The organism is Lentzea sp. NPDC055074 (assembly GCF_053608005.1).
Window position 1 is genome coordinate 243,874 of record NZ_JBSGUQ010000002.1, and the last position, 24,957, is coordinate 268,830.

Genomic DNA, 24,957 nt, shown 5'->3' on the forward strand with positions numbered 1-24,957 from the left:
TCACTTATCGGCGGCCAGACTTTTCTCGCCCGATTAGGTAGCGTTACGTTGGATAACGTTAGTGCACACGTAATTCTGCTACGCTATTCAGGTGGAAACGAGCTGTAACTTCCCCGGCTGCGAGCGGCCTGTTTTTCGAGGTGGTGGGCCTGGCAGGCCCTCGGAGTACTGCGATCTGCCGGAGCACACGCGCTGGCGGGCGTGGCGGGAGAGGCAGCGGCTGGCGGAAACCCCCGAGCAAAACCTGGAGGTCGTCACCGTGACGAATCTCCCCAGGGTCTCCGGTACCGCCAAGATCAGGGCTGAAGAGCTCCTCGACCGGTTCCGGGTGCTGTCGGAGCAGATGACGCAGACCCTCGGACGGGCCGTCGGCGAGCTGAACGCGATGGCCGACCCGAGCGTCGCCGAGAGCATGGTGCAGGCGGCGGAGGCCGAGGCCGCGCGCCGGGTCGCGGAGGCGCAGGCCGAGGTGGCCTCCGCCGAACGACGCCGGCACGAGGCCGAGCAGGCGCGCAAGGTCGCCGAGGAGACCACCGAGCAGGCGGTGCGCGCGGCCGAGGAAGCCGATGACGCCGTCGACACCGCGGTGACGGAACGGGACGAGGCTCGCGAGGCGGCACGGGTCGCCGGCGAACGCGCCGAGGCCGAGATCTCCGAGGTCCGGGTGCAGGCGGCGGCCGTGATCGAGGAGATCCGGGCCGAGGCGGAGCAGGCCAAGGCCGACGCGGTGAAGCACGCGGAGCAGGCTCGGCGGCAGGCGGCCAAGGAGATCGAACAGGCCCGCACCGAAGCCCAGGCCGAAGTGGCCCAGGCCCGTGCCGAGGCGCAGGCCTCCGTCGAGCGGGCGCGCGCGGAGGCTCAGGCCGCGGTGGAGCGTGCCGAGGCGGAGGTGGCCGAGGCCGGACGGGCCGCTGACCAGGCTCGTAGCGACGCGGCGGCGCGGGTCGAGCAGGCGCGCGCGGAGGCGGCGGAGACCGTCAGCCGGGCCGCGAAGGCACGCGACCAGGCTGTGGTGCGGGCCGAACGCGCCGAGCAGGCCGCCGCCGACGCGCGGGCCGAGCTGGAGCGGTCACGCGGGGAGTTCGAGACGCGGTTCGCGCAGGTCAGGCAGGAGAGCGCGGAGCAGGTGGCGGCGGTGCGGCAGACGCTCGCCGTCGTGGAGGACGCGCGCGCTCAGACGTTGACCCGGGCTGAGCGCGCGGAACGTCAGCTGGACGAGGCGGCGGAGGAGCTGCGGGCGGCGCGGCGGGCGAAGACCTCGTCCTGAGAGGCGGCCATCTCGCGCAGGGCGGACTTGCGTTCGCGCTGGGTGAGGCGGTCCAGGTAGAGGCGGCCGTGCAGGTGGTCGGTCTCGTGCTGCAGGCAGCGGGCGAAGTAGCCCTTGCCCTCGACGACGATCGGGTTGCCGTCCTTGTCCTGGCCGCGCACGATCGCGCGGTCGGGGCGGGCGACGACGCGGTACGGGCCGGGCACAGACAGGCAGCCTTCCGGTTCCTCGAGGAGTTTCCGCTGGTCGGCGGGCAGGTCGTCGAGCACGGGGTTGAGGATGTGGCCGGTGTGGCGGGTGCCCCACTCGTCGCGCATGTCCCACACGAACAGCTGCAGGTCGACGCCTACCTGGTTCGCGGCGACGGCGGCGCCCTCGGCGACGTGGTTGGTGGCGATCATGTCCTCGATCAGCTGGGTGAGCTCGGGCGTGCCGAACTCGGTGACCTCGCGGCAGCGGCGGGTCAGGATCTCTTCGCCTACGACGGTGATGCGGCGTGGTGAACCAGGCATGCTTTGCAAAGTAGCAGTCTTTGCAAAGTTGTCGGTAGGGTGGCCGTCATGTCCCGACGCCCGCTTCCGGACCATCCCGTGCGCCTCGCGCTGCTCGACCTGCTGGCCGAGCACGGCACGCTGACCTCGACCCAGGCCGCCGCCCGGCTCGGGCAGAGCTCCGGGTTGTGCTCTTTCCACCTGCGGCAGCTCGCTGAGCTGGGGCTGATCGAGGAGGCGCCGCACCAGGGCGGCAAGGCACGGCCGTGGCAGCTGCGGTGGGAGACCGACGACGAGCCGGCGGACGACGGGTTCAGCGCGCTCGTCCACGTCACCCCGGAGGAGATGGCGGAGATCGGCGCGTCGATCCGGCGGCTGCTGTTCCGCTACCGCGACCGGGGTACGCGCCCGGACGGTGCGGTGGCCGTGACGGCGGAGATCAGGTTGCGCACCGGCGACCCAGTAGGCTGACCGGCGATGGACGAGCTGAAAGGCGACTGCGCCAACTGTTTCGGGTTGTGCTGCGTCGCGCTGCCGTTCGCCAGGTCGGCGGACTTCGCGGCCACCAAGGACGCCGGTACCCCCTGCCGGAACCTGCTGGCGGACCACTCCTGCGGCATCCACGACCAGCTGCGGCAGAAGGGGTATCCCGGCTGCACGGTCTACGACTGCTTCGGCGCGGGCCAGCGCGTCTCGCAGACGGTGTTCGGCGGCACGAGCTGGCGTGACGGCGAGCGGCAGAAGATGTTCGCGGTGTTCCCGGTCGTGCGGCAGCTGCACGAACTGCTCTGGTACCTCGCCGAGGCGCGCCGCCTCGACCCGCACGACGACCTCGCCCAGGCCTACGCCGACGTCGAACAGCACACCGTCGCCGCGCCGGACGACATCCTCGCGCTCGACGTTGCGGAGATCCGGGCGAAGGTGAACGTCCTGCTGCTGCGCACCAGCGAACGGCTGCGGACCAGCACGAAGTCCTACCGGGGCGCGGACCTGATCGGCGCGCGGCTGCGCAACAAGAACCTGAGCAGCGCGGACTTCCGCGGCGCGTACCTGATCGGCGCGGACCTCACGAACTCCGACCTGTCGCGCGCGGACATGATCGGGGCCGACCTGCGCGGCGCGGAGCTGTCGGGAGCGGACCTGAGCACGTGCCTGTTCCTGACCCAGCCGCAGGTCAACGCGGCACGGGGCAACGCGAGGACGAAGCTGCCCGAGGCGCTGTCGAGGCCGTCGCACTGGACGGCGCAGCCCGCCAGGCGCCGCTGACACGACCCACTGTCCGAGTGACCAGCCTCTCTACCAGGCATTCGGTTTGACTGAAATTTTAGTCAGGATTACCTTGGGGTTATGGACAGGCGCAACTTCGTGCAGTCGGCGGCAGCGGCCATCAGCGGTCTGCTCGCCGGGTGCGGGAGCGAGAGCGGCGGCACCACCGCCGGCGAGAAGTCGTGGGTCATGCCCGAGGAGGGGCAGCCGCACCGGCGGACGTGGATGGCGTTCGCCGCCAGCGAGGGCATCTGGGGTCCTGATCTGCCGAAGGTCCGGCGTGACCAGGCCACGATCGCGACGACGATCGCCCGCTTCGAGCCGGTGTCGGTGCTGGTCCGCGCGGAGGACCTGGAGATCGCCCGGCCGCTGCTGCCGGGGGTCGAGCTGGTCACCGCCGAGCTCGACGACCTGTGGATGCGCGACACCGGGCCGGTCTTCGTCCGCGGCGGCGGGGCGGTCGACTTCAACTTCAACGGCTGGGGTGGCAAGCAGGAGCACCGTCGTGACGCGAAGGTCGCCTCGGTCGTCGCAGGTCAGGCCGGTGCGCAGCGGGTGCGCACGGATCTGGTGCTGGAGGGTGGTGCGCTGGAGGTCGACGGTGAGGGCACGGCGATCATCACCGAGAGCTGCGTGCTCAACGGCAACCGCAACCGGGGCTGGAGGAAGAGCGACGTCGAGGCCGAGCTCGCGCACCTGCTGGGGATCAGGAAGGTGATCTGGTTGCCGGGCATCGCCGGGCGCGACATCACCGACGGCCACACGGACTTCTACGCGCGGTTCGCCGGGCCCGGCGTGGTCGTGGCGGGGCTGGACAACGACCCCGAGTCGTTCGACTACGAGGTGACCCGTCGTCACCTGGAGATCCTGCGTTCCGCCGCGGATGCGGTGGGCAGGCCGCTGCGGGTCGAGGTGCTGGAAGGGCCCGAGACGGTGCGGGTGCGTGACGAGGACTTCGCCGCCGGGTACGTCAACTTCTACGTGTGCAACGGCGCGGTGGTCGGGCCGGAGTTCGGTGACCGGCGGGCGGACGCCGCGGCGAAGGCGACGATGGAACGGCTGTTCCCCGGACGTACGGTGGTGCAGATCAACATCGACGCCATCGCGTCGGGCGGGGGCGGCATCCACTGCACCACGCAGCAGGAACCCCAGTAGCGAGGAGGGCGCCCGTGTCGGAGCGCAGGACCCAGATGCTCGAGGCCGCGGTGCGGGTGATCGCGCAGGACGGTGTGCGCGGGCTGCGGGTCGAGAAGCTCGCGGCCGAGGCCGGGGTGTCCACGGCGTTGATCTACTACCACTTCAAGGACCGCGCCGGGATCCTGCGGGCCGCGCTCGAGCACGTGAACCAGCGGGCGCAGTCCTACACCGACGGCGTCGAGTCCGGCGACCCGCGCACCCGCGTCGAGCAGATGCTCCTGGGTGAGCTGCAGGACGACGCGAGGGTGCGGGAGACGAGCGTCGCGTGGGGTGAGCTGCGGGCCAGTGCGGCGTTCCACGAGGAGCTGCGCGCGACGTTGCGCACCGCCACCGAGTCGTGGAACTCCGACGTCGAAACCCTGGTGCGGCAAGCGAACCCGGAGCTCGACGCGGCGGCGGCCGCCGAACGGCTCACCGCGCTCGTCGAGGGGCTGAGCGAGCGCTGGCACAGCGGTTCGCTGACCCTGCGGCGGGCGCGGGAGCTGCTGGCCGGCGCGATCGCCCGGGAGCTGGACTAGGCGCTGTCCTGCAAGTTCGTTCGGTGACAGGCGTGGGCGAGAGACCTGGAGGCGGTGCCGCCGCGATGCCCTCATACCGGGCGTATTCGGGCGTTGCGGCGGTGCCGCCTCCGGGTCCTTCGCCCGCTACTGTCGCCCAACGAGACTTGCAGGACAGCGCCTAGACCGAGAGGCGTTGCTGGGCGACGGCGCGGGCGAAGCCCTCGACGTTGTCGATCATGATGTTGTGGCCGGTGTGCGGCACGGAGACGAGCTGGACGCCGGCGCCAGCGAGTTCGCGGCCGCCGCCGGGAGGTGCGTCCTCGGGGTGCAGCAGAACGCGCGGGATCTCCAGTTCCAGCAACAGTTTCCGCATCGTCGGGGACGTGCCGCGGACGAGGTCGACGGCGCTGCGGTAGAGGGCTTCGCGGCCTGCCATGCGCATGGTGGCGGCCCAGTGCGGGCCCACGTCGCGCAGCACGCGGTCGAAGCCGTGGCTGAGGAAGTCCGCCTCGCTGTAGGCGGCGATGCCCCGGCTGCCGGGGGCGCCGAGGGACGGGGTGGTGGGGTCGATGTTGGGGTCGACGAGCACGAGCGAGCGCACCATCTCGGGGTGGCGCGCGGCGAGCACGATGGCGACGGCGCCGCCCATGCTGTGGCCGATGATCTCGCAGCGGCGCAGGCCGATCTTCGCGAGCGCGACGGCGAGGGCGTCGGCGTGGCCTTCGAGCGAGTAGGCGAAGCCCGGGGGCCGGTCGCTGATGCCGAAGCCGAGCAGGTCCAGCATGAGGCTGCGGCGCCCGGCGAGCAGCGGGTGCGCGACGGCCTCGGCGTAGTAGGGCGCCGACGAGGCGCCCAGTCCGTGCAGGTAGACGCGTGCCGGAGTGGCACCCGGCACCTCGACCCAGCGGATCCGGACCCCAGGTCTGATCTCGACGGCACGCATGTCTCTCCCGGCGGTTAATCGGTTTCCGGACCCTACCTCGCGCTCAGACGGGCCGAGAGCGGTTTCGAGAGTCCGTTCTCATCTGGTCAACGAGCCGCGCGGACACCACTGCGAGCAGCAGCGTCACGGCGGTGAACACGAGGGTGCAGCTGAATCCTATGGCGGCGTGCAGGGGGCGTGATCGCGCTCCCTCGCACAGCTGGAGCTGCCAGTACCCGGCGCCGAGGCCGAACACCAGCCACGGCACCACGACCAGCGGCGGTACCGGACCTCCCAGCAGACCGCCGACCGCGAACGGTGTGGCGGCGGTGATCACGCCGGTGACGACGGCCATCGGCCAGGGGTGCTCGGCGGGCTCACCCGACGCGCGCCCGGCGGCGGCCGCGACGGCGGTCGCGAGCAGCACGGCGGTGATCGGGACGGCGAGCGGCCAGGCTTCGTGGGAACCGGTGACCGGGACGAGGGCGATCGTGATCAGGAGCACGACGGCGGTCGGTGTCAGCGGCAGCACCCAGGCGCGGCGGAGGGGCACCGCGTGATGTTCGTCCTTCCCGGCACGGACCGACAGCGTCCGAACGGCGGCTTTTGACGCGCGTCCGCCGGGATTGGCAAGCCTTGGCGGCCAAGGGTTCCGGCATGTGGTCACCGTTGGCGGACGGTGCCCGGCTGCGGATGATGACCATCACCGCCCTGCGACGGATTGGACGCCGGCATGCGACAACTGCTCCTCCTCGCGTTGGTGGGCCTCGGGGCCCAGCTCGTCGACGGCAGCCTCGGCATGGCCTACGGCGTCACCTCCACGACGCTGCTGCTGGCGATCGGCACCAACCCGGCGGCGGCCTCGGCGACGGTGCACCTCGCCGAGATCGGCACGACGCTGGCGTCCGGGTTCTCGCACTGGCGCTTCGGCAACGTCGACTGGAAGGTCGTCGCGAAGATCGGCATCCCGGGCGCGGTGGGCGCGTTCGCCGGCGCGACGTTCCTGTCGAGCCTGTCGACCGAGGTGGCGGCGCCGATCATGTCGTTGGTGCTGCTCGCGCTCGGCCTGTACGTGCTGATCCGGTTCACCACGTTCGGGCTGCCCAAGACCACCCTCGGCAAGCCGCTGCGCAAGAGGTTCCTCGCGCCGCTGGGCCTGGTCGCCGGGTTCGTCGACTCGACCGGTGGCGGTGGCTGGGGCCCGGTCGGCACCCCGGCGATCCTCGCGAGCGGCCGGTTGGAGCCTCGCAAGACGATCGGGTCGATCGACACCAGCGAGTTCCTCGTCGCCGTGGCGGCGAGCGTGGGCTTCTTCGTCGGCATCGGCAACGAGGGCGTGAACTTCACGTGGGTGCTCGCGTTGCTGGCCGGTGGCCTGATCGCGGCGCCGATCGCGGCGTGGCTGGTCCGGCACATCCCGCCGCGCGTGCTGGGCTCGGCGGTCGGTGGCGTGATCATCCTGACCAACGTCCGCACCCTGCTGCGCAGCGACTGGATCGACGCGAGCGACGCGGTGAAGTGGCCGATCTACGGGCTGATCTACGTGGTGTGGGCGGCGGCGCTGGCGTACTCGATCCAGCGGTACCGGGCGAGCCGCGACGAGGAGCGCGCGGTCGTGGCCGAGGCGGAGAAGGTCTAGATCCCCAGGGCTGCTCGCGCCGCCGTCACGGTCGCCGCGCGCAGCTCCTCGACGGGTGTGTCGGGGAACTGCATGGTGCAGTCCTGCATGCCACCGAACGCCAGCACCGCGCGCGCCTGCTGCTCCAGGGTCGCCTCGGTGCCGAACACGAGCCGGGTCAGGCGGGCGCGCCAGGACAGCACGACGTCGATCAGGCCGAGCTCCGCGAGCGTGGTCAGCTCCGTGAGCAGCAGCATCATGTCCTTGCGGTGGCGGTGGTGGAAGTCGAAGAAGCCCTCGATCAGCTCCACCGGCGGCACGTCCTGACGTTCCTCCATGCGTGCGAGGAACCCTTCGCCGTCGTCGAGCAGCGGTGTGACGATGCTGCGGACGAGCTCCTCGCGTGAGGCGAAGTGGTAGTACAGCGCGGGTTTGGTGATGCCGAGGCGGTCGGCGATCTCCTGCAGGCTGGTCTGCTGCACGCCCTGCGAGGCGAACAGCTCGCGCGCGGTCTGCATGATCCGCTGTTTGGTGTCGGACTTGGCCACGCGCCGAATGTTACTTAACGGTCGGTAAGTCGCGGGTGTACGCTCACGCCAGTTCACTTACCGACCGTTAAGTAAGGAGCTTTGACGTGCGAATACTCGTCTCCGGGGCCAGCATCGCCGGTCCGGTGCTCGCCTACTGGCTGACCCGGTACGGGCACGAGGTGACGGTGGTGGAGCGGTCACCGGTGCTGCGCAGGACCGGCGGGCACGCGGTGGACCTGTTCAAGCCGGCGATGAACATCTCCGAACGCATGGGCGTGCTGCCGCGCATCGAGGCGCTGGCGACCGGCACCACGCGGCTGACGTACCTGCGGGAGGGGACGCGCAAGCCGATCAGCGCCGACGTCACGAAGCTGTTCGCGGCCGCGTCGGACCGGCACGTCGAGGTCATGCGCGACGACCTGAGCGAGATCTACCACGACGTCACCCGCGAGGACGTCGAGTACGTGTTCGGCGACTCGATCACGTCCATCGGCGACGAGGTGACCTTCGAGGTCGGTGCGCCGCGCCGGTTCGACCTGGTCATCGGGGCGGACGGGCTGCATTCGAACGTGCGCCGGCTCGTGTTCGGGGAGGTCGACAAGACGTTCGTCGGCGCGTACCTGGCGGTGTTGTCCGTACCGAAGGAGTTGGGCCTGCCGGGCGAGATGACCGGGCACATCGGGCCGGGACGTACGGCGGCGGTGTACGGCGCACGGCACCTGGACGACGCACGCGCGGTGTTCCTGTTCCGCTCGCCCGAGCTGTCCTGCCACCACCGGGACGTGGCACGGCAGAAGGACCTGCTGCGGCAGGCGTTCCGGGGACTGCACCCCGAGGTCGACTCGTGGCTGCGGCACCTCGACGGCGAGGGCGCGTTCTACTTCGACTCGATCACCCAGCTGCGGACGGACACCTGGTCACGCGGGCCGGTGGCACTCGTCGGGGACGCGGCCTACTGCCCCGGTCCGGCGGTCGGCGGCAGCACGAGCCTCGCGGTGCTGGGCGCGTACGTGCTGGCGGGCGAGCTGTCCGCGGGCGGTGACCACACGGCGGCGTTCGCGCGCTACGAGAACGAGATGCGGGACCTGGTGCACCGGAGCAGGACGTTCGCCCTCACCGCCGCGAAGACGCTGATCCCGTCGACCAGGCTGGGTGTGTGGGGGCTGACAAGGGGCGCGCAGGTGCTGACGTCGATGCCGTCGTGGCTGGTGCGGCCGCTGGCCAGGCTCAACTCGCAGGGCCTGCGGATGCACGACTCGATGCGCGTGAAGGACTACGACCGTCAGGGCGCCGGTACGCCGGCGCCCTGACGGCTCACCTCAGAACTGCAGGCTCCACTTGTCGAGGAACCCGGTGTCCTGGTTGGCGTTGTCGTTGACCCTCAGCTGCCACGTGCCGTTGGCGGCCTCGCTGGAGGCGTTGACGGTGTAGGTGGTGTTGATGTTGTCCGTGCCGCCGCCGGAACGGTTGTGCAGCACGTACACGGTGCCGTCCGGAGCCACCAGGTCCACCTTCAGGTCGCCCTGGTAGGTGTGCTTGATGTCCACGGCGACCTTGAGCGTCGACGGGGCGTTGCCCGTCAGGCCGGACGAGGTGATCGGGGAGTTGATCGTGGTGTTGTCCCTGATCTGGAAGTCCGCGGCGTTCTCGAAGAACTTGCCACCGGGGTCGGGCGGGTTCACGCCGCAGTACTGCGCTTCCTTGCCGATCGCCTCGTACGGGCAGTCGGCGCGGTCGAGCAGCTGCAGCACGGCCTCCTTGTTGCGGGCGGTCTGCGCCGGGATCACCTCGTCGGGCGGGTAGAAGCCGCCGCCGCCGGCGCTGCCGGGGTACATCTCGAAGGTGTAGGCGAAGATGCCCTGCGTGCCCCACAGCCAGTCCGGGATCGACCCGTCGGTGATGTAGAGGTCACTGGACTGCTCGGGGGTGTAGTTGTTCGTCGACGCCATCGACTGGCCGATGGTGGCGAACGTGTCGCGCTGGTCCTGGGTCAGGCCCGGGGCGACGTCGTCGTAGGTCCAGCCCCACGGCCACAGGATGAGCTCGCTGTAGGTGTGGAAGTCGATGGACGCGGTGATCTGCTGCTTGCCGCCGACGTTGCGGCCGCGCACGAAGTCGGCCACGACCTTCACCTCGGGCGCGGACTCCGCGCTCGGCCCGCGGTAGGTCTCCGAACCGGTGCTGCCGCTGGAACCGCCGCAGCAGCCCCACTTGTAGTTCCAGTTGCGGTTGAGGTCGGTGCCGACGTTGCTGGAACCGGCGTTGGGCTGCCGGTTCTTGCGCCACGACCGGTAGGTGCCGGTCGCGATGTCGTACTCGCCGCCGTCGGGGTTGACGTCCGGGATGATCCAGATCTCGCGGGTGTCCACGAGGCCCTTGATGCGCGCGTCGGACGCGTACTGGCTCGTGAACTGGTTGATCAGGTACAGCGCCATCTCGACGGTGAGGTGCTCACGCGCGTGCTGGTGCGCGGTGAACAGCACCTCGGGCTCGTTCTCGTCGGTCGCGACGTTGTCGCTGATCTTGAGGGCGAGGATGTCGCGGTTCTCGTAGGTCTTGCCGATGACCTGCTTGCTGATCAGGTTCGGGTACGCCGCGACGGCGTTGTTGATCGCCGTCGTCATCTCGGCGTAGTTGTGGTAGTTCGAGTCCGCCGCGGGGAAGTCGAACGGGCCGATGGCCGAGCTCGCCTCCATCCGCTTGGGCAGCTCGGTGACCTCGAAGCCCTGTGCCTTGAGGTTCTTGGCCTCGCGCGAGGTCGCGGTGATCACGACGATGCCGTGTTCCTCGACCGAGTCGATGGCGGCACCGGACTTGGCGAGCTTGGTGCGCTGTTCAGCGGTGCGAACGTTGCTGACCTGGTAGTTCGTCGACGTTTCCTCGGCGCCGGGGGCCGCGCCGGTGGGCACGCCTCCCATGGCGAACACGACGCTCGCGGCGACGGTGACCCCGATCAGGGGTCTGAGATGGCTCTTTCGCATGCAGGGCAACCCTTTCGTACCACGGCAGGACATGGCACCCCGATGTTTAGTGCGTGTGAAGCCTCACTGTCATCCCGCCATCCGTATGGCGTTAGCTGGTGGGATGACGCGCTACGACGTAGAAGAAGCCACCTCGTACCGGGTGGCACGCGAGATCGCGCTCGAGGGGTTGTCGTCGTGGAGGGACGCGGTGGCGCCGTATTTCGCGCCGGGACGCGTGGCGCTGGATCTGGGGGCGGGCACGGGGTTGTTCGTGCGGGCGTTCGGGGCGTGGTTCCCGGAGGTGTCCGTGGTCGCGGTGGAGCCGTCCGCGGACATGCGTGCGGCGTCGGGGTTGGCGATGCTCACCGGTGACGCGGGTGCGATCCCGTTGCCGGACGCGTCGGTGGACGTGGTGTGGATGTCGACGGTCGTGCACCACGTGCGCGATCTGCCCGCCGCCGGAGTGGAGTTGCGGCGGGTGCTGCGGCCGGGCGGGGTGGTGGTCCTGCGGTCGTTGTTCCGCGAACGGCATCACGGGATCGGGTTGTTCCGGTTCTTCCCCGAGGCGGTGCGGGCGCTGTCGGGGTTCCCGACGGTCGCCGAGGTCGCGGACGGAACGGGGTTCGCGGTGGACCGGCTGGAGCCGGTGCCCCAGGTGACGGCGGCGTCGTTGGCGGACAAGGCGTCGACGCTGCGGCAGGAGGCGGACACGCTGCTGAGGTCGCTGTCGGCGCAGGAGTTCGCGGCGGGCAGGGAGCGGTTGCTCGAGGCGGCCGCGACCGAGTCCGGGCCCGTGGTGGACCACCTGGACCTGCTGGTCCTCAGAACTGTCGGTGCCGTCTGAGACGCTTCCCGGTGTGGACGAGAAGGCACTTCTGCTGCGGTATCTGGACGAGGCACGCGACGCGTTGCTGTGGAAGCTCGAGGGCCTGTCGGAGTACGACGTGCGGCGGCCGTTGACGCCGACGGGCACGAACCTGCTGGGGCTGGTGAAGCACGCGGCCGGGGTGGAGCTCAACTACTTCGGCCGCGTGTTCGGCCGTCCGTTCCCCGACGCGCCGGTGTGGTCGACGGCGCAGGCGTCACCGGCCTCGGACATGTACGCCGAGCCCGGCGAGTCGCGGGAGTCGGTCGTCGCCTTCTACGGGCGGGTGCGGGCGTATGCCGACGAGACGATCGCGGGGCTGGCGGTGGACGCGCCGGGGGTGGTGCCGTGGTGGTCGGAGAGCCGGCGGTCCGTGTCGTTGCGGGAGGTGCTGCTGGACGTGATCGTCGAGCTGCACCGGCACGCCGGGCACGCGGACGTGGTGCGGGAGCTGGTCGACGGCGCGGTGGGCATGAAGGACGGCAACACGAACATGCCCGAGGTGGACGCGTCGTGGTGGGCGGGGCACCACGCCCGGCTGGAGGAAATCGCCGCCGCTGCGGACCCGGCTCTGCGAGGGTGAGGGGCATGGCCACTGATCCGAAAGCCGACCTGCACCGCTATCTGAAGGCCGCCCGCGCCGCGCTGCTGTGGAAGCTCGAGGGCCTGTCGGAGTACGACGTGCGCCGCCCGCTGACACCGACGGGCACGAACCTGCTGGGCCTGGTCAAGCACCTGGCCGGGGTCGAGGCGGGCTACTTCGGCGACTGCCTGGGCCGGCCGTTCCCGGAGAAGCTGCCGTTCGACGTGGACGCCGACCCGAACTCGGACATGTTCGCCACCGCCGGGGAGTCGCGGGAGGACGTGCTCGGGCTGTTCGCGCGGGCGACGGCGTTCGCCGACACGAGCATCGAGGAGCTTCCGCTCGACGCGCCGGGTGTCGTGCCGTGGTGGCCCGAGGAGCGCAAGTACGTGACGTTGCACCTGCTGCTCGTGCACGAGATCGCGGAGGTGAACCGGCACGCCGGGCACGCGGACATCCTGCGCGAGGGCCTCGACGGCGTGGCGGGGCTGCGGTCGGGCACCTCGAACCTGCCCGACCAGGACTGGCAGGCCTACCGCGACCGGGTGGAGCTGGAGGCGCGCAAGGCGTCCGGGCAGGCCTGAGCGAGGCCGGGACACACCCCTGGGTCGGCACGGCGGTGCGACCACGTGAGGTTCGGCGGCGAGCAGGACCGCCGCGAGATCGAGCCCTGCCGGCTGGTGCACACCCGCGGCCGCTGGAACCTGGTCGGCCGGGACGTCGCGCGACAGGACTGGCGCACGTTCCACGCGGACCGGGTGCGCCCGCGGGTTCACCACCTGGGAAAGACGGCTGACAGGTGCAGCGAGGCGATCGATACTGCTGAGCATGGGTAAGGAATACGAGCGGATCGAGCCGCGGCTGCGGGAGTTCATCGAGAACCAGAAGGTGTTCTTCGTGGCGACGGCTCCGCTGGCGGGTGACGGGCACGTCAACCTCTCGCCCAAGGGCCGGCAGGGGACGTTGCGGGTCCTCGACGACCGCACGGTGGCCTACCTGGACTTCGGGGGCAGTCACGCCGAGACGATCGCGCATCTGCGGGAGAACGGGCGCGTGACGTTGATGTGGTGCGCGTTCGAGGGGCCGCCGAACATCGTGCGCGTGCACGGCCGCGGTGAGCCGGTGTTCCGCGACGACCCGCGGTTCGCGGAGCTGGTGGCGGGGTTCGGGGAGGCGGACGGGCCGGCGTTGCGGGCGGTGATCGTGGTGCGCGCGGAGCTGGTCAGCGACACGTGCGGGTTCGCGGTGCCGTTCATGGACTACCGCAGCGAGCGGGACCTGCACGCGGACTACTTCGGTCGCAAGAGCGACGAGGAGTTCCGCGAGTACACGAACAACAAGCCGTACAACAACGCGAGCATCGACGGTCTGCCCGCCGTGGAGCTGCCGCTGCCGCCCCGCTAGCTCCGGCGGGGATGTCGAGAACGGCGCGGCGGCTCCGTCCCCGGGGCATGACGATGACGAAGAGCGAGATCGCCGAGGTGCTGGACCGTCCGCACAGCAGGGAGCTGCTGGCGCGCGACATGCTGCGGATGGCGTACGTGGCCAAGGACGGCACGCCGCGCGCGATCCCGATCGCGCACACCTGGAACGGCGAGCAGATCGTGCTGTGCACGTCGACGAACGCGCCGAAGCTGCCCGCGTTGCGGGCGAACCCGGTGGTGGCGCTGACGATCGACACCGAGGTGCACCCGCCGAAGATCCTGCTGATCCGCGGCACCGCCGAGCTGGACGTCGTCAAGGGCATCCCGGACGAGTACCTGCAGATGAACGGCAGCTACGCGATGTCTGCGCGGCAGCGGGTGGAGTGGGAGCGCGAGGTGCGCTCGCTCTACGACGGCATGGTGCGGATCGTGGTGACGCCGACGTGGGCGAAGCTGATCGACTTCGAGACGGCGCTGCCCAGCGCGGTGCAGGAGCTGGTGGAGCGCCGGTCAGCTCGACAGGAAGCGGTCTAGGACGCGCACGCCGAACTCCAGGCCTTCGACGGGGACGCGTTCGTCGACGCCGTGCGCCATCGCCCGGTAGTCGAAGCCCTCGGGCAGCCGCAGCGGCGAGAAGCCGTAGCAGTGGATGCCCAGCCGGCTGAACGCCTTGGCGTCGGTGCCGCCGCCCAGGCAGTACGGGACGACCGCGGCGGCGGGGTCCTCGTCGCGCAGCGCGTCGGCCATGGCGGCGAACCAGGGCGTGTCGATCGGGGACTCGACGGGCGGCTGGTGCTCGAGGAACTCGCGGCGGACGCCGTCGGACAGCAGCGAGTCGATGGTGGCGACGAGCTCGTCGACGGTGCCGGGCAGCGTGCGGACGTCGAGCTGGGCGGTGGCGGTGCCGGGGATGACGTTGACCTTGTACCCGGCCTGCAGCATCGTCGGCGTGGTCGAGCAGCGCACGGTGTTCTCCACGAGCTTGGCCGCGGGGCCGAGCCGGGTGAGCGTGCCGTCGACGTCGTCCAGGTCGACCTCCACGCCCAGGGCCTTGCCCGCGCCCACGAGGAACGCCTCGACGGTCGGGGTGAGCCGCACGGGGTGGCGGTGCGCGGCGATGCGGCCCAGGGTCGTGACGAGCGCGGTGACGGCGTTCTGGTCGTTGCGCCGCGACCCGTGCCCGGCGCGGCCGGTGGCGGTGAGCTTCATGTGCGACGTGCCGCGCTCGGCGGTGCCGATCGGGTAGAGCCGCACTCCGTCGACGTCGTAGGAGAACGCGCCGGACTCGCTGATCGCCGCCTGGACCCCGGCGAAGTGGGCGGCGTGGTGCTCCACGAGCCAGTGCGCCCCGTGGACGCCCTGGTCCTCCTCGTCGGCGACGAACGCCAGCACCACGTCGCGGCGCGGACGGCGGCCCTCGGCGTGCCAGCGGCTGAGCACGGTCAGCGTCATCGCCGCCATGTCCTTCATGTCCACCGCGCCGCGGCCGTGCACGAACCCGTCGCGGATCTCCCCGGCGAACGGGTCGAAGCTCCACTCGGCCGGGTCGGCGGGCACGACGTCGAGGTGGGACTGGACCAGCACGGCGGGCAGCGACGGGTCGGTGCCGGGGACGCGGGCCAGGACGTTGGTGCGCCGCGGGGCCGGTTCGAGCAGCGTGGCGGGCACTCCGTGGTCGTGCAGGAGCGCCGCGACGTGCTCGGCGGCCTCGCGTTCGCCGGCGGAGTCACCGCCGCCGCGGTTGGTGGTGTCGAAGCGGATCAGCTGTGCGCAGACCTGCGCGACGTCCAGCGGCATGAATGTCACCGTATCCGGACCGGTCACGTGGAATCGTCACCGGTCAGCCGTAGACGTCCTCGATCGCGGCGGCCGCGATGTGGGTGACGACCTTGAACGCCTTCATCGCCTCGGTCATGGACGCGGCGTCGAACCCGACTCGGCGCGCTCCGAGCAGGTCGACGGTGGGCACGATCGCGGCGGCGTCGGCCAGGTGCGTGGCGTCGAACTCGATCTCGATGCGGTGCGGCGCCACCACGCCGGTGACACGCCCTGCCGTGGACATCGACGCGGTGGCGGCTTCTGTGATCTGTGAAGAAGTCACGGCCGGTGGCAGGCACACGGCCGCGTAGCGCGACACGCACTCCTTGACGGCCACGGTCCACGCCGACGCGGCGTAGGAGGCGGCGTCCTCGCACGTGAGGTCGTCACCGGTCACGAGCAGCACGGGAACGCCGTGCTCGGCGGCCAGCGCGGCGTTGAGCCGGCCCTCGGAGGCGGGTACGCCGTCGAGCCAGACGCCGGTGACCGAGTTCTCCAGGTAGGTGTGGGCGAGCACGCCGCGGGCGCCCGCGCCGGTGTGGTAGCCGAGAAACACCACTCCGTCCACATCGGAGTCGATACCTTGCATCATCGACAACGGCTTGTGCCGGCCGGTGAGCAGGCGTGCCGCGTCGTGGAGGTCTTCGAGCAGGAGGTTTCGTTGCGAGGAATGCGCCTCGTTGACGAGCACCTGCCGCGCTCCGCCCGCGACCAGGCCGGTGACGCAGGCGTTGACGTCTGCTGTGAACAGGCGCCGGAACCGTTGCCACTGCTCGGTACCGGGGACGACGTCCCCGGTCCAGGTGACTCCGGTGGCGCCTTCCATGTCCGCCGAGATCATGATCCGCACATCTCGGTAAGTTAGCGGTGGGCTGCTGGGGAAGAGGGGTTTTCGTGCGGGTGAAGTTGTGCGCGTTGCTTGCAGCGGCAACGACTCTGGGGGTGTCGGCACCTCCGGCGCCGGCGCAGCAGCCGGTGATCCTCAAGGTCGCGATCGTGCAGCAGATCGACTCGATGAACCCGTTCCTCGCGGTGTTCCAGTCGAGCACCGAGGTCGGCCGGTTGATGTACGACTACCTGACCGCGTACTCCGCGTCGGACCAGTCGGTGACCGAGGGCCTGGCGAACAGGTGGGAGCCCTCGGCCGACAAGCTGACGTGGACCTTCACGGTCCCCGAGGGCAAGAAGTGGTCCGACGGCGTGCCGATCACCGCCCGCGACGTCGCGTTCACCTACAACCTGATGATGACCGACGAGGTCGCCCGCACCGCGAACGGCAGCTTCGTCACGAACTTCTCCTCCGTCACCGCCACCGACGACCGGACCGTGGTCATCGCGACCAAGGCGCCGCAGGTGACGATGCTGGCGCTGGACGTCCCGATCGTGCCCCGGCACGTGTGGGAGAAGGCCGGCAGCATCAAGGACTACGCCAACGACCGGATGCCCGTCGTGGGGTCCGGGCCGTTTGTGCTGACCGAGCACGTGGCGGGACAGTTCATCAAGCTCGAGACCAACAAGGACTACTGGCGCGGCGCGGCGAAGTTCGACGAGCTGCACTTCGTGTACTTCCAGAACTCCGACGCCGCGGTGCAGGCGCTGGGCAAGGGCGAGGTCGACCTGGTCAACCGGATGGCCCCGGCCCAGTTCGACTCCCTCGAAGGCAAGGCGGGCGTGACGCGCAACAAGGCGCAGGGCCGCCGCTTCACCGAGCTGATGATCAACCCCGGCGCGCAGACCCGCACCGGTGAGCCGATCGGCGACGGCAGCCCCGTGCTGCGCGACGTGCGGGTGCGGCGGGCGATCGCGCAGGCCATCGACCTCGACGCGCTGATCGCGCGGGTGAACCTCGGGTACGCGGAGAAGGGCGCCGGGCTGGTGCCGCCGGTGTTCGGCAAGTACCACTGGCAGCCCAGCGCCTCCGAGCTGCACACGTTCGACCCCGCCGCGGCGAACGCGGCACTGGACGCCGCCGGGCTGCCGCGCAAGGCCGACGGAACCCGGTTCGGGCTGCGGCTGATCGGCCGCGCCGGACGCGCCTACGACGAGCAGGCCAGCGAGTACCTCAAGCGGTCACTGGGCGACATCGGCATCCCGCTCGACGTGCGCCTGGTCTCGGACAACCAGCTCAACGAGTCCACCACCGCCGCCACCTACGACCTGGCGTTCTCCGGCTGGTCGACCAACATCGACCCGGACTTCGTGCTGAGCCTGCACACCTGCGCGCAACGGCCGGGCGCGGACGGCAAGGGCGGCACCACCGACACGTACTTCTGCGACGAGACCTACGACAGGCTCTACGCCCAGCAGCTCTCGGAGTTCGACGAGGCCAAGCGCGTCGAGATCGTCAAGCGGATGCAGGCCCGCTTCTACGACCAGGTGCCCGCCGTCGTGCTCGCCTACGAGAACGCGCTGGAGGGCTACCGCTCAGACCACTTCGCGAAGTTCACGACCCAGCCCGCGCAGGGCGGCGTGATCATGGCGCAGAACGGCATGTGGGGCTACTACGGCGCCGAACCCGCCGGGCAGGTCGCCGCGGCCTCACGCGGGTGGGGCGGGCTCGCGGCGTTCGGCGCGGCGGTCGCGGCGATGACGATGGCGGTCGCGGTCTACCTGCGGCGGCGCAGGGCCACGGCGGGGGAGCGCGAGTAGGTGCGTCTGGCCGGTCGGTTCGGTGGTGCCGCGCTCAGCCTGCTGATGGTGGCGGTGCTGGGTTTCTTCCTGTTCCGGGTGGTGCCGGGCGACCCCGTGGTCTCGATGACGCGCGGCCGCCCGACCACGGCGGCGATGCAGGCCGAGCTGCGCGCGCAGTTCGGCCTGGACCGTCCGCTGCACGAGCAGTTCTGGAGCTACCTCACCTCGCTGCTGCAGGGCGATCTGGGGACGTCGTTCACGTTCCGCCGCCCGGTCGCCGACGTGATCGTCGAACGCCTCGGGCCGACGGTGCTGCTGGTCGGCACGGCGACGCTCATCGCCGTGCTGCTGGGCCTGTGGCTGGGGGTGCGGGCGGCGTGGCGGCGCGACTCGGCGTTCGACCGGGTCACCACGGGGGTGTCGCTGACGTTGTGGGCGGTGCCGACGTTCTGGCTCGGCATGCTGCTGATGATGGTCACCGGGGACCTGTTCCCGTCGCGGGGCATGCGCGACACCGACACGGCGCCGGACTTCCTCTCCCAGGCCCTCGACGTCGGCCATCACCTGGTGCTGCCGTCGGTGACGCTGGTCGCGGTGGTGTGCGCGGAGTACGCGCTGGTGATGCGGTCGTCGTTGATCGAGGAGATGCACGCCCCCTACCTGACGACCGCGCGGGCCAAGGGGCTGCGCGACGACCTGGTGCGGCGCCGCCACGCCGTGCCCAACGCGGTGCTGCCGGCGATCACGCTGGTGTTCCTGCGGTTCGGGCTCGTGGTGGCCGGGGCGATCACGACGGAGACGGTGTTCTCCTGGCCCGGCCTGGGGTTGTTGTTCTACGACGCGCTGACCGGCCCGGACTACCTCCTGCTGCAGGGGCTGCTGGTGGTGACGGCGGGCGCGGTCGTGGTGATGAACCTGCTGGCCGACCTGCTGCACGGGGTCCTCGATCCACGGGTGAAGGTCGTATGAACACGGTCAGGACGGGGTTGCTCGCGCACCGCGCCGGGATGGCGGGTGCGGCGGTGCTGACCGCGGCCGCGGTGGTCGCGCTGCTCGCGCCGCTGCTGATCCCCGCCGACGCCCTGGACGTCACGCGGGTGACGGCGGCGGCGTGGCAGCCGCCGGGTGCGGGGCACTGGCTGGGCACCGACCACACCGGGCGGTCGGTGGCGCTGCTGCTGGCGCAGGGCACGGGCACGTCGTTGTTCGTCGGGCTGACGGCGGCGGTGCTGTCGGTCGGCATCGGCACGCTCGTGGGCCTGCTCAGCGGCCATTTCGGCGGGCTGCTGGCCGGGGCGTTGCTGCGGGTGACGGACTTCTTCCTGGTGCTGCCGGCGCTGGTGCTCGCGATCGCGCTGTCGACGGTGCTGCCGCGCGGGCTGGGCACGATCATCCTCGCGATCGGGCTGACGAGCTGGCCGTCGACGGCGCGGATGGTGCGGGCGCAGACGCTGACGATCGAGGCCCGTCCGTTCGTGGAACGCGCACGCGCGCTGGGGGGCGGCCACGCGCACGTGATCGGACGGCACGTGCTGCCGTCGGTGGTGCCGCTGGTGCTGGTGAACGCGACCCTGGCGGTGGCGTCGGCGATCGTGGCGGAGTCGACGCTGGCGTTCCTCGGCCTGGGCGACCCGACGCGGATCTCGTGGGGCGCGCTGCTGCACCAGGCCCAGCTGCACGGCGCGGTGCCGCAGCGGGCGTGGTGGTACCTGCTGCCGCCGGGCCTGGCGATCGTGGCGGTGGTGCTGGCGTTCACACTCGTCGGCCGGGCGCTCGAAGCCGTTGTGACGCCGAAGAGGTGAACCCGTTGCTGGAGCTGAAGAACCTCACCGTCCACTACGGACCGAAATGCGTCGTCGACGATGTGAGCCTCACGCTGGCGGCCGGCCAGACGCTCGGCCTCGCGGGTGAGTCGGGGTCGGGCAAGTCGACGGTGGCGATGTCGGTGCTGCGGCTGCTGCCCAAGACCGCGCGGGTGCGGGGTGAGGTCCTGCTCGACGGCGACGACGTGGCGACGATGTCGTGGGGCCGACTGCGCGCGGTGCGGTGGGCGTCGGCGTCGATCGTGTTCCAGGGCGCGATGCACTCGCTCAACCCCGTGCGGCGCGTCGGGGACCAGATCGCCGAGCCGATGCGCCTGCACGGCACACCCGGCGCCGTGGCGGAGCTGCTGGAGCAGGTCGAGCTGCCGCGCGAGAAGGCACGGGCCTATCCGCACGAGCTGTCGGGCGGGCAGAAGCAGCGGGTGATGATCGCGATGGCGCTGGCGTGCGGGCCGCGCCTGGTCGTCGCGGACGAGCCGACGACGGCGCTCGACGTCGTGGTGCAGGCGCAGGTGCTGGCGTTGATGAAGCGCCTGGTCGCCGAGCAGGACCTGGGTCTGCTGATGATCAGCCACGACCTGTCGGTGCTCGCGGAGACGTGTGAGGACCTGGCGGTGATGCACCGCGGTGAGCTGGTGGAACGCGGCCGGACCCGTGAGGTGGTCGCGAACCCGCGCCATCCGCACACCGCGGCGCTGACGGCGGCGTTCCCGGTGATCGGCGACCCCGCGCACCGCTGGGCCGACCCCGCGCCGGCGCCGGAGCCGCTGCTGGAGGTCCGGGACCTGGTGGTCGACTACGGGCGCACGCGCGCGGTCGACGGGGTGGACCTGACGATCGGGCGGGGCGAGATCGTGGCGCTGGTCGGCCAGTCCGGGTCCGGCAAAACGACACTGGCTCGTACCATAATGGGGCTGCGGGCACCGTCCTCCGGTCGGGTGATCTTCGACGGGGCCGAGGTGGGCCGTTCGAGCCGAGCGCTCAAGGCGTTCCGGCGCCAGGTGCAGCTGGTGCTCCAAGATCCTTCCAGCGCCCTGAACCCGCGCCACCGGGTGGCCGACGCGGTCGCCGAGGGACTACGGGTGCACGGTGTCCCCGGCGACGAGGAAGCCCTGGTCACGGCCGCTGTGGAGCAGGCGGAGCTGCGTCCGGCGAGCCTGTACCTGGAGTCGTTCCCGCACGAGCTGTCCGGAGGTCAGCAGCAGCGGGTGGTGATCGCCGGAGCACTGGTCCTGCAGCCTCGTCTGCTGGTGGCCGACGAGCCCGTCGCGTCGCTGGACGCCTCGGTGCGCGGGGAGATCGTGGCGCTGCTGCTCCGGTTGCGCCGCGAACTGGGCCTTGCTTCATTGATCATTACGCACGACCTAGGGCTGGCGTGGCAGATCGCCGACCGGGTCGCGGTGATGCACCAGGGGACAATCGTGGAACAAGGCTCCGTGGACCAGGTCCTTCTCACCCCCTCTCACGACTACACGCGTGCGTTGCTGCGCGCGGTGCCCCAGGTCTGAGGGTGATCCCGATCGGACACGCCCGCTATCGGGCCTCGCTGACGCCTGCCGAGATCGGCCGGGGCGGGGCCGACGGCTGGGTGGACCTCGCCGAGGTGCCCGCGCTGGCGTCTCTGGCGTGGCAGGACCTGGGCCGCCCGCCCGGTGTCCTGGGCGAGCTCGCGCAGGCCAGCGAACCGGAGCACGTGCTGGAGCTGTGCCGCCTGCTCGCCTCGACCTCGCGGGCAGACACCGCCGCGGTGTGGCGCTACCTGGCGGCGGACTGGGAACGCACCGGCGAACGCTCCGACGGCCGGCAGCGGTTCCTGCTGGACCGGGCGATGCGCGGGGACGGCATGGACTGGCACAGCGACACGGCCCTGATGGGCGCGATACGGCCCGAGGAAGTTGACGCGGCGTTCGACCGCGACGAGGACATGGTCGGGGTGGCGGTGATCGGCCTCGCCCTGTCCTACCCGGACCCGCTGGTGGCGTTGCGGCGGGTGGCCCGCGCGCTGGGCCACGACCGCCTCGAGGTCCGCCGCCAGGCAGCGACGGCGCTGGCGCACGTGGCCCGGATCCACGGGGTGGTGTCGCGGGAGTGCCTGCAGGTGCTGCGCCGCCGTCACGACGCCGCCGCCGAGGGCGACCTGTGGACGTTCGTCGCGCACCACAGGCTGCCGGCGTGGCTGTGGTGGCGGCGGCTCAGGTCCCGGCCAGGACGGCGAGTTCCGCGCGCACGGCGGTCTCGGTTACGCGGTTGCGCTGCCCCAGCGCACGGCGCAGCGCGTCCTCGAAGTACTCCCGCGCCGCGCCCAGGTCTCCTCGGGCGCGGGCGATCTGTCCGCGTTCCACAGCGATGTGGCAGCGCATCTCGTCGGGCCCGTACCAGCCGACCGGGCACAGCTCCCACGCCCGCTCGCACTCCACGCGGGCGGTCGCGTAGTCGCCGGTGACGCGCGCGAGCGTGGCGAGACCGAGGTGGGCGCCCGCGCGCACCACGAGCGCCCCGGCCCGTTCGGCCAGCGACAACGCGAGGACGAAGTCCGCCCGCGCCCCGTCGAGGTCACCGGCGGCGATCTTCGCCTGGGCGCGCCCGTTGACGGCCTCCGCGGTGTCCTCGCTCGCGCCGAGCTCGGCGTACAGGCCGCAGGCCCGTTCGATGTGGGCCAGGGCGTTCACCGGGTCCGCGTCGGCCAGGGCGATCTCGCCGAGCTGGTTGAACGCCAGCGCCGCACCCCACCGGTCTCCGACCTGCGTGAACGCCTCCGCTCCGCGCACCAGCAGGTCCCGCGCGGCCGCGTTGTCCCCTCCGAAGCGCGCCATGAGCCCGTCACCGACGAGCACGAGGGCCGCGCTCCACGAGTCGTCGCCCAGCAGCCGGGTGCGACGGTGCCACACCGAGGAGTCGTTCTCCGGAGCGCCGAGCGCCATGCCCCACATCATGGTCATGATCGGGTAGCGCGGCGGGGCGTCGAGCGCGGCCAGCAGGGTGTCGGCCTGGCGGATGCGGGCGCTCTGGTCGCCGGTCGCGATCGGCCACGCGAGCAGCAGGCACAGCGTGTACTCCTGCTCGTGGCCCGGCGGCGGGGTCTCGCCGCACGCGTGCAGCACGGCGTCGGCCTGCCGGGCGGCCTCGGTGCGCAGGCCGCGGCACCAGTGGTAGGTGGCCAGGGCGGCGACGAGCTCGAGTGCGAGACCGAGGTCGTGGCCGGTGGCCCAGGTGACGGCGGCGACGAGGTTGTCGTGGTCGGCGGCGAGCCGGGCGAGCCAGTCGACCTGGTCGTGGGCGCGCAGGTGCGGTTCGGCCTCCTGGGCGCGGGCGAGGAACCAGCGTGCGTGCCGCTCGCGCAGATCGGGTGCGTGGGTGGCGCAGAACGCGCGGATGGTGTCGAGCATCCGGTAGCGGTCGTCGGCGGCCTCGATCAGTGACTTGTCCACGAGCGAGACCAGGGTGTCCACCTCGGACTCGCACACGGCGGTGACCGCGTCGAGGCTCGCGCCGCCGCTGAACACGGTGACGCGGGCGGCGAGGTCGCGTTCGGTGCCGGTGAGCAGGTCCCAGCTCCACTCGACGACGGCGTGCAGCGTGCGGTGGCGGGGTGCTGCGGTGCGGCTTCCCTGGGACAGCAACCGGAACCGGTCGTCCAGGCGGGCGGCGATCTCCGCGAGCGGCAGTGCCCGCACGCGTGCGGCCGCGAGTTCGATCGCGAGCGCGATGCCGTCCAGCCGCCGGCAGACCTCGGCGACGACGTCGCGCTCGGCGTGGAACCCCGGCTTGACGGCCTGCGCCCGGTCCAGGAACAGCCGGGTCGCCGCGTCGTCGTCCAGCGCGGTGACGGGGCTGAGCGTCTCACCGGTGATGCCGAGCGGTTCGCGGCTCGTGGCCAGCACCCGCACACCGGGGCACGCGGCGAGCAGGCCCGCGAGCACGCGGGCGGCGTCGTCGACGACGTGCTCGCAGTTGTCCACGACCAGCACGACCTCCCGCGCCTCCAACGCCGCGCGGAGTCGTTCCTCGACGCTGAGCGGACCCGCCGCCAGCGCCCCCGCCTCACGCACACCGACACCGTCGAGCAGCGCGCGGGCGACGTCGGTGGTGGCGCTGAGGTCGACGAACGCGACCTCGCCCGGTTCGCGGTGGGCGACCTCGACGGCCAGACGCGTCTTGCCGGTGCCACCGGGCCCGATGAGGGTGACGAGCCGGTTGTCGCGCAGCCACTTAGACACGCGCCGCAGGTCCTCGTCACGGCCGACGAAGCTGGTGAGCTGCGCGGGCACGCCCCGGTGCGGAACCCGGGCGCGCAGGACCTCCCGATGCGCGGCGGCGAGTGCGGGGGAGGGATCGACGCCGAGCTCATCGGCCAGCAACGCCCGCCCCTGCGCGAACACCTCCAGTGCCTCGCCCTGACGTCCGTCGCGGTGCAACGCCCGCATCAGCGCCGCCCGCAGGTCCTCCCGCAGCGGATGCTCGGCGACGAGGCTCGCGAGGTGGGTCGTCGTCCCGGCCGCCAGAGCGCAGCCGATGAGCAGCTCGGTCAGGGTGTGCCTCGCGACCTGGACGAACGGCGCGTCGACGTCGGCCAGGGCGGGCCCGCGCCACAGGTCCAGGGCCTCGGCGGCCCGTCCGGCGCCCAGCAGCTCGGCGCACAGCAGGTGGTCGACGTCGGCGGGACCGGCGACCAGCCGGTAGCCCGCCGGGTGGTGCTCGACCACCAGCCCCGGGACGGCGCGGCGCAGCCGGGAGATCTGGGACTGCAGCGCGTTCGCCGCCCCCGCGGGTGGCTCGGGGTACAAGCCGCCGATCAGCTGGTCGTGCCCCACGATCCGACCAGCGTCCACCACGAGCATCGCCAGCAACGCCCGTTGCCGCGGCGCCGCGACCTCCACGCCGTCGACCAGCACCGGACCGAGCACCCCGAACCTCACAGGAGGTGATTGTTCCCGAGATCCATGACCAGCGAGACCAGAACCGGCGGTGGGCCGAATAGGTCGACTATCAATGCATTCCGGTGACGACCCGTATCAGCTCCGCCCCGTGCGGTCTCCTTCCGTTCGGTCGGGGACGAACC

The 24,957-nt window shown here is 71.3% G+C and carries 26 protein-coding genes; 17 read left to right on the forward strand and 9 right to left on the reverse strand.

Annotated elements, in window-relative coordinates:
- Positions 1 to 259 precede the first annotated feature (259 nt).
- Complete coding sequence (locus tag ACWF7A_RS05170) at positions 260 to 1,267, forward strand: hypothetical protein (RefSeq protein ID WP_452249144.1); 1,008 nt, start codon at positions 260 to 262, stop codon at positions 1,265 to 1,267.
- Here ACWF7A_RS05170 and def read toward each other — a convergent pair.
- Entirely contained in the window at positions 1,207 to 1,779 is a 573-nt protein-coding gene (gene def / locus ACWF7A_RS05175; RefSeq protein ID WP_452249145.1) for a peptide deformylase, read from the reverse strand. The two genes, ACWF7A_RS05170 and def, sit on opposite strands and share 61 nt — an antisense overlap.
- A gap of 48 nt (positions 1,780 to 1,827) precedes the next feature.
- On the opposite strand from def, the gene ACWF7A_RS05180 reads away from it, so the two are divergent.
- The 4 genes from ACWF7A_RS05180 (at position 1,828) to ACWF7A_RS05195 (ending at position 4,739) form a co-directional block, all read left to right on the forward strand.
- Positions 1,828 to 2,229, forward strand: a complete 402-nt coding sequence (locus tag ACWF7A_RS05180) for a winged helix-turn-helix domain-containing protein (protein ID WP_452249146.1) — start codon at positions 1,828 to 1,830, stop codon at positions 2,227 to 2,229.
- 6 nt (positions 2,230 to 2,235) lie between these two features.
- Positions 2,236 to 3,024, forward strand: coding sequence for a pentapeptide repeat-containing protein (locus ACWF7A_RS05185; RefSeq protein WP_452249147.1), 789 nt, complete (start codon positions 2,236 to 2,238; stop codon positions 3,022 to 3,024).
- An 81-nt stretch (positions 3,025 to 3,105) separates the two neighbouring features.
- Entirely contained in the window at positions 3,106 to 4,179 is a 1,074-nt protein-coding gene (locus ACWF7A_RS05190) for an agmatine deiminase family protein (RefSeq protein WP_452249148.1), read from the forward strand.
- A gap of 14 nt (positions 4,180 to 4,193) precedes the next feature.
- On the forward strand, positions 4,194 to 4,739 hold the full coding sequence (locus ACWF7A_RS05195; protein ID WP_452249149.1) for a TetR/AcrR family transcriptional regulator: 546 nt from the start codon (positions 4,194 to 4,196) through the stop codon (positions 4,737 to 4,739).
- Between the two features lie 160 nt (positions 4,740 to 4,899).
- Here the strand turns inward: ACWF7A_RS05195 and ACWF7A_RS05200 are convergent, their stop codons facing one another.
- Both ACWF7A_RS05200 and ACWF7A_RS05205 read right to left on the reverse strand, forming a co-directional pair.
- Complete coding sequence (locus ACWF7A_RS05200; protein ID WP_452249150.1) at positions 4,900 to 5,664, reverse strand: alpha/beta fold hydrolase; 765 nt, start codon at positions 5,662 to 5,664, stop codon at positions 4,900 to 4,902.
- 43 nt (positions 5,665 to 5,707) lie between these two features.
- A complete protein-coding gene (locus ACWF7A_RS05205; RefSeq protein ID WP_452249151.1) occupies positions 5,708 to 6,196 on the reverse strand; it encodes a hypothetical protein in 489 nt (162 codons plus the stop codon).
- Positions 6,197 to 6,376: 180 nt separating this feature from the next.
- Here ACWF7A_RS05205 and ACWF7A_RS05210 point away from each other — a divergent pair, with 180 nt between their 5' ends.
- Positions 6,377 to 7,282, forward strand: a complete 906-nt coding sequence (locus ACWF7A_RS05210; protein WP_452249152.1) for a sulfite exporter TauE/SafE family protein — start codon at positions 6,377 to 6,379, stop codon at positions 7,280 to 7,282.
- Here the strand turns inward: ACWF7A_RS05210 and ACWF7A_RS05215 are convergent.
- Positions 7,279 to 7,809 carry a TetR/AcrR family transcriptional regulator gene (locus ACWF7A_RS05215; protein ID WP_452249153.1) on the reverse strand — a complete coding sequence of 177 codons (531 nt, stop codon included), beginning with the start codon at positions 7,807 to 7,809 and terminating at the stop codon, positions 7,279 to 7,281. The two genes, ACWF7A_RS05210 and ACWF7A_RS05215, sit on opposite strands and share 4 nt — an antisense overlap.
- An 86-nt stretch (positions 7,810 to 7,895) precedes the next feature.
- On the opposite strand from ACWF7A_RS05215, the gene ACWF7A_RS05220 reads away from it, so the two are divergent.
- On the forward strand, positions 7,896 to 9,101 hold the full coding sequence (locus tag ACWF7A_RS05220) for an FAD-dependent monooxygenase (RefSeq protein WP_452249154.1): 1,206 nt from the start codon (positions 7,896 to 7,898) through the stop codon (positions 9,099 to 9,101).
- A gap of 9 nt (positions 9,102 to 9,110) precedes the next feature.
- On the opposite strand, the gene ACWF7A_RS05225 is transcribed toward ACWF7A_RS05220, so the two are convergent.
- Positions 9,111 to 10,772: a M14 family metallopeptidase gene (locus ACWF7A_RS05225; RefSeq protein WP_452249155.1), complete on the reverse strand. Its 1,662-nt coding sequence runs from the start codon at positions 10,770 to 10,772 to the stop codon at positions 9,111 to 9,113.
- Positions 10,773 to 10,875: 103 nt separating this feature from the next.
- Between ACWF7A_RS05225 and ACWF7A_RS05230 the strand changes: the two genes are divergently transcribed.
- The 6 genes from ACWF7A_RS05230 to ACWF7A_RS05255 are packed head-to-tail and all read left to right on the forward strand — an operon-like array spanning position 10,876 to position 14,160.
- Positions 10,876 to 11,598, forward strand: coding sequence for a class I SAM-dependent methyltransferase (locus ACWF7A_RS05230; RefSeq protein ID WP_452249156.1), 723 nt, complete (start codon positions 10,876 to 10,878; stop codon positions 11,596 to 11,598).
- 13 nt (positions 11,599 to 11,611) lie between these two features.
- On the forward strand, positions 11,612 to 12,202 hold the full coding sequence (locus ACWF7A_RS05235) for a DinB family protein (protein WP_452249157.1): 591 nt from the start codon (positions 11,612 to 11,614) through the stop codon (positions 12,200 to 12,202).
- 5 nt (positions 12,203 to 12,207) lie between these two features.
- Complete coding sequence (locus ACWF7A_RS05240) at positions 12,208 to 12,786, forward strand: DinB family protein (protein ID WP_452249158.1); 579 nt, start codon at positions 12,208 to 12,210, stop codon at positions 12,784 to 12,786.
- A gap of 45 nt (positions 12,787 to 12,831) precedes the next feature.
- The gene (locus ACWF7A_RS05245; RefSeq protein WP_452249159.1) at positions 12,832 to 13,038 is read left to right on the forward strand and encodes a WYL domain-containing protein; all 207 of its coding nucleotides are present in this window, start codon (positions 12,832 to 12,834) and stop codon (positions 13,036 to 13,038) included.
- Complete coding sequence (locus ACWF7A_RS05250; protein ID WP_452249160.1) at positions 13,031 to 13,606, forward strand: pyridoxamine 5'-phosphate oxidase family protein; 576 nt, start codon at positions 13,031 to 13,033, stop codon at positions 13,604 to 13,606. The genes ACWF7A_RS05245 and ACWF7A_RS05250 overlap by 8 nt, the downstream gene beginning before the upstream one ends.
- Positions 13,607 to 13,659: 53 nt before the next feature.
- A complete protein-coding gene (locus ACWF7A_RS05255; RefSeq protein ID WP_452249563.1) occupies positions 13,660 to 14,160 on the forward strand; it encodes a pyridoxamine 5'-phosphate oxidase family protein in 501 nt (166 codons plus the stop codon).
- Here ACWF7A_RS05255 and ACWF7A_RS05260 read toward each other — a convergent pair.
- Positions 14,137 to 15,423 carry a M20/M25/M40 family metallo-hydrolase gene (locus tag ACWF7A_RS05260; protein ID WP_452249161.1) on the reverse strand — a complete coding sequence of 429 codons (1,287 nt, stop codon included), beginning with the start codon at positions 15,421 to 15,423 and terminating at the stop codon, positions 14,137 to 14,139. The two genes, ACWF7A_RS05255 and ACWF7A_RS05260, sit on opposite strands and share 24 nt — an antisense overlap.
- A gap of 43 nt (positions 15,424 to 15,466) precedes the next feature.
- Positions 15,467 to 16,294, reverse strand: a complete 828-nt coding sequence (locus ACWF7A_RS05265; RefSeq protein WP_452249162.1) for a M55 family metallopeptidase — start codon at positions 16,292 to 16,294, stop codon at positions 15,467 to 15,469.
- A 92-nt stretch (positions 16,295 to 16,386) separates the two neighbouring features.
- Here ACWF7A_RS05265 and ACWF7A_RS05270 point away from each other — a divergent pair, with 92 nt between their 5' ends.
- Genes ACWF7A_RS05270 through ACWF7A_RS05285 form a run of 4 tightly spaced genes read left to right on the forward strand, consistent with a single transcriptional unit; the run spans position 16,387 to position 21,406 of the window.
- Positions 16,387 to 18,093, forward strand: a complete 1,707-nt coding sequence (locus ACWF7A_RS05270) for an ABC transporter substrate-binding protein (RefSeq protein WP_452249163.1) — start codon at positions 16,387 to 16,389, stop codon at positions 18,091 to 18,093.
- The gene (locus ACWF7A_RS05275; RefSeq protein ID WP_452249164.1) at positions 18,094 to 19,044 is read left to right on the forward strand and encodes an ABC transporter permease; all 951 of its coding nucleotides are present in this window, start codon (positions 18,094 to 18,096) and stop codon (positions 19,042 to 19,044) included.
- Positions 19,041 to 19,877 (forward strand): ABC transporter permease, encoded by an 837-nt coding sequence (locus ACWF7A_RS05280; RefSeq protein ID WP_452249165.1) that lies wholly within the window; start codon positions 19,041 to 19,043, stop codon positions 19,875 to 19,877. Before ACWF7A_RS05275 ends, ACWF7A_RS05280 begins: the two co-directional genes overlap by 4 nt.
- The gene (locus tag ACWF7A_RS05285) at positions 19,874 to 21,406 is read left to right on the forward strand and encodes an ATP-binding cassette domain-containing protein (RefSeq protein WP_452249166.1); all 1,533 of its coding nucleotides are present in this window, start codon (positions 19,874 to 19,876) and stop codon (positions 21,404 to 21,406) included. Before ACWF7A_RS05280 ends, ACWF7A_RS05285 begins: the two co-directional genes overlap by 4 nt.
- On the opposite strand, the gene ACWF7A_RS05290 is transcribed toward ACWF7A_RS05285, so the two are convergent.
- Both ACWF7A_RS05290 and ACWF7A_RS05295 read right to left on the reverse strand, forming a co-directional pair.
- Complete coding sequence (locus ACWF7A_RS05290) at positions 21,367 to 22,056, reverse strand: hypothetical protein (RefSeq protein ID WP_452249167.1); 690 nt, start codon at positions 22,054 to 22,056, stop codon at positions 21,367 to 21,369. The two genes, ACWF7A_RS05285 and ACWF7A_RS05290, sit on opposite strands and share 40 nt — an antisense overlap.
- Before the next feature lie 34 nt (positions 22,057 to 22,090).
- Positions 22,091 to 24,814, reverse strand: coding sequence for a BTAD domain-containing putative transcriptional regulator (locus ACWF7A_RS05295; protein WP_452249168.1), 2,724 nt, complete (start codon positions 24,812 to 24,814; stop codon positions 22,091 to 22,093).
- Between the last annotated feature and the right edge of the window lie 143 nt (positions 24,815 to 24,957).